The organism is Oryzihumus sp. (assembly GCF_036391795.1).
Lineage (GTDB): Bacteria > Actinomycetota > Actinomycetes > Actinomycetales > Dermatophilaceae > Oryzihumus.
In genome coordinates this window covers 1-3,685 of the sequence record NZ_DASVZH010000049.1, presented here as the reverse complement: position 1 = coordinate 3,685, position 3,685 = coordinate 1, and the positions used below count along the sequence as shown (strand labels likewise).

At 74.8% G+C, this 3,685-nt stretch carries 3 protein-coding genes; 1 reads left to right on the top strand and 2 read right to left on the bottom strand.

The genetic code is table 11. The annotated features are described in order from the left end of the window. Window positions 1-531 (bottom strand): hypothetical protein (locus tag VF825_RS03065; protein ID WP_331110018.1); only part of this gene is annotated, 531 nt, incomplete at its 3' end. A 271-nt stretch (window positions 532-802) separates the two neighbouring features. Between VF825_RS03065 and VF825_RS03060 the strand changes: the two genes are divergently transcribed. Beyond that, a complete protein-coding gene (locus VF825_RS03060) occupies window positions 803-2,455 on the top strand; it encodes a SpoIIE family protein phosphatase (protein WP_331110015.1) in 1,653 nt (550 codons plus the stop codon). Between the two features lie 53 nt (window positions 2,456-2,508). Here the strand turns inward: VF825_RS03060 and VF825_RS03055 are convergent. Then, the coding region (locus VF825_RS03055; RefSeq protein WP_331110014.1) for a glycoside hydrolase family 5 protein at window positions 2,509-3,685 on the bottom strand (1,177 nt) is incomplete at its 5' end.

Below are 3,685 nucleotides of genomic sequence, written 5' to 3'. Positions count from 1 at the left end.
GATGATCCGCTCCCGCAACCCCCGGATCTCCTTCGGCCCTGACTCTTCAGCTACGGCGAGGAACCCCGCCCACACCGTGCCCACCGCCTCCCGCGTCAGTCGGGGGCCCAGCCGGGCCAGCTCCGCCAACGCCACCGCCGCACCGCGGACCCCGACCCGCCCGGACAGCACGCACGAACGCAGCCGCTGCACCGCCCCGTGGTCCAGCACCTGCACCCCGGCCCCGACCGGGCGGCCCAGGCACGCCTGGGCGACCTTGACCAGGTCCGCGGCACCGCCGCCCCGGTAGGAGGAGCTGTGGGCCAGCACCCACGCCGTCGGGCTCGCATGATCCGACGAGGCGATCTCACCGCGCTCCAGACCCTCGCCCAGCACCGTGACCTGAGCCGCCTCCCCCAGCCGCCGCAACCCATCCAGGCGGCCGAACGCCGCCCCCAGATCCGCTCCCAGGCACTGTTGCACCACCTCGACCAGCCCGGTCAACGCCTCCGCCGCCGCATCCACCACCGCGAACCGGTCAGCGAACGACACCGCCGCACCACCAGAAGCGCCCGCGGGCACGCCACCAGACCCGCTGGCCGCGGCCTCCTGACGGCGATCCCCCTGATGCATGGTTCGAACATACATTCGACCACCGACGGGCCACACTGGCCCAACCACCCGGCATACCTCAGTGCGGCGCCGGTCACAGATCGGTCAAACCGCCCGCGGAGGCCGCGCGCACCGGTGTTGAATGAGGCTGCGCACAGGCGGGCGCAGGGCCGGCGGTCCGGCCCGGGCACAGGGAACCGGGGGGCGCGACGTGCTGCTGTCATCGGACCCGACGGTCGGGCTGGCCGACCTGCTCCAGAACCTTCCCGATGCCGTGGTCGTCGCCGCGGCCGACGGCCGGGTCGTGCACGCCAACCCCGCCGTGACCCGGCTGCTCGGCCTCGACCCCGACGAGCTCATCGGCAGCACGCTCTCGGCGCTCATGCCCGAACGGCTCCGGGCCGCCCACGACAGGGGCTTCACCCGCTTCTTCGCCACCGGTGAGCGGCGGCTCATCGGCAACACCGTCCAGGTCCCGGCCCTGCACCGCGACGGCCGCGAGGTGGCCGTCGACCTGACCCTGTCGGTGGTCTCGCGCCCCAACGGCGCCGAGCTCGTCATCGCCGTCCTGCGCGACGCCCGTCCGCAGATCCAGCTCGAGCAGCAGCTCGAGGTCAGCCGACACCTGTCGGCCACGCTGCAGGTCACCCAGGCCCTCGGCGACTCCCCCAACGCGCACGTCGCCTTCGAGCGGATGCTGCCCGCGCTGTGCGAGCGCCTCGACTGGGACGCGGCGAGCCTGTGGGTGCCCCACAACGCCGACGGCGCCCTCGTCTGCTCAGGGGTGTGGCGGGCGCCGGGCCTGGACGTCCCCGCCCTGCGCGACGCCACGGTGGCCCGCACCTTCGCCCCGGGCGAGGGAATGCCCGGCGAGGCCTGGCAGGGGCGCCGCGTCGTCGTCATGGACGACCTGCTGGACAACCCACGCTTCACCCGCAGCGCCGCGGCCCAGCGTGACGGCCTGCGCACCGGCGTGGCCTTCCCCGTGATGCGCGGCACCACGGTCCTGGCCGTGTGTGAGCTGTTCTCGCGGGAGACCCGGCACGTCTCCGACGCGCTGGTCGAGGTGCTCTCCAGCGCCGGCCGCCAGCTCGGCCAGTTCCTCGACCGGCTCCACGCCGAGGCCCAAGCCCTTGAGCTCGCGCGGACGCTGCAGCAGAGCCTGCTCCCCCCGCGGCTGCCCGACATCCCGGGGATCAGCCTCGGGGCGCGGTTCCGTGCCGGCGGCGACGGGATGATGGTGGGCGGTGACACCTACGACGTCACCGCCCTGGGCGACGGCCGCTGGATGGTGCTCATCGCCGACGTCTGCGGCAAGGGCGCACCCGCCGCGACCGTCACCGCCCTGGCTCGCTACACCGCGCGGGCCGCCGCCGACGGTGGTGCGGGCCCGTCGGCGATCCTGGCCGCCGTCAACGCGGCGCTGCTCCACGACGACCAGACCAGCCCCCTCCCCTACCTCACGGCGTCGTGTCTCCTGTTGCGCCCCAACGGTTCCGGCGCCGAAGGGCTGGTCAGCATCGCCGGTCACCCCCTGCCCGTCCTCCGCCGCGCGGACGGCACGCTGGAGGACGTCGGCGAGCCCGGCCTGCTCCTCGGCGTCGATCCCGAGGTGACCCACCTCGAGCTCCCGGTCCAGCTCGCCGCCGGCGACACCCTCGTCCTCCACACCGACGGCGTCACCGAGGCCCGGGACGCGGCGGGGCGGCAGTTCGGCGAGGACGGGCTGCGCTCGGTCCTGGCGTGGACCGCTGGCACCGGCGCGGACGCGACCGCGCAGTCCGTGCTCGACGCCGTCGAGCGCCATGTCCTGGCCTCCCCGCACGGGCGGGACGACATGGCGGTGCTCAGCATCCAGTGCTGACGCGCGGCGGGCGCGGACCCGGCACGCCACAGCGGGTATGCCGTGTGGCCGCCTCAGGGGGCCAGGTCCAGGAGGTGGCTGCGCAGGCCTGCTCCCTCGCCGCTGGGCGTGCCGTCCCACGACTGCAGGAGTGCGGGCTCGGCGGCGCAGTTGCCCGGCAGCCACGACCAGGCCAGGTAGCTCAGGCCCTGGGTGTCGGCCCAGCGCAACAGCGGCATCATCAGCGCGGAGTCGCAGTCGTGCTCGCCGACCTCGCCGATGACGACCGGGGTGGTCGCAGCCAGCGGCGCGATGTCGCGGGTCCAGCAGGCGGGCTGGTCGCACGGTGCCCACTCCGGCTTCGCGGGGGTGCCGTAGTAGACGTGGAGCGAGGCGGCCAGCTGCCCGGCCGGGTCGACCGGCGCGAACTCGGCCCAGCGGTCGAGCACGCCCGCATACTGCGGCCCGCCGACGAGGACGACGTTGCGAGCACCGGCGCCCCGGACTGCGGACAGCAGCTCCTGCGACCCTGCGGCCGTGAACGGCACGCCGGGGCAGGCGCCGCCGTCGCGCACGCAGGTCCACGCCGCGGTCGTGTCCTGGTTGTCGTCCGGGTACGGCTCGTTGTAGAGGTCGAACAGCACCGCCGGCCGGTCCCGGAAGGTCGAGGCCACCGACGCCCAGAACGCCGGGGCGTGGTCGCGGTCGGCCATCGGCTGCTGGTCCGTGGCCCGCTCGGTGCCGGGGGCATTCCAGTGCAGGTCGAGGACAACGTAGAGGCCGGCCGCCGTGAGCCGGTCGACGAAACCGGTGATCGCCGAGCGGTAGGCGGCGCCACCGAAGCGGGCGTCGATGCCGTTGATCCCGAGCCAGCACTGCTCGTTGAGGCTGACGCGGACGGCCGTGATGTGCCAGGCCGTCATCGCCGCGACCGACCCCGCGTCGGACGGGCCGTCGAAGACGCCGGTGCCGTCGACACAGGCGTACTGCGTGCCGGTCCGGTTCACGCCGAGCAGCCGGACCGGCCGCCCCGCCCCGTCGACCAGGCGGTTGCCGGAGACGCGCACCGACAGGGCAGGTGCCGGTCCACCGGCCCCCCGTGCCGACGGTGTCACCGGGGCCCCGGGTCGGGTCGCCGGGGTCGCCGGACCAGGCACCCGGGTCACTGTGGGCGCTGCGGTCGCCGGCAGCCGGGTCGGCGAGGACAGCGACGTCGTCGCGCCGGCCGTCGCGGGACGGGTCGCCGCGAGG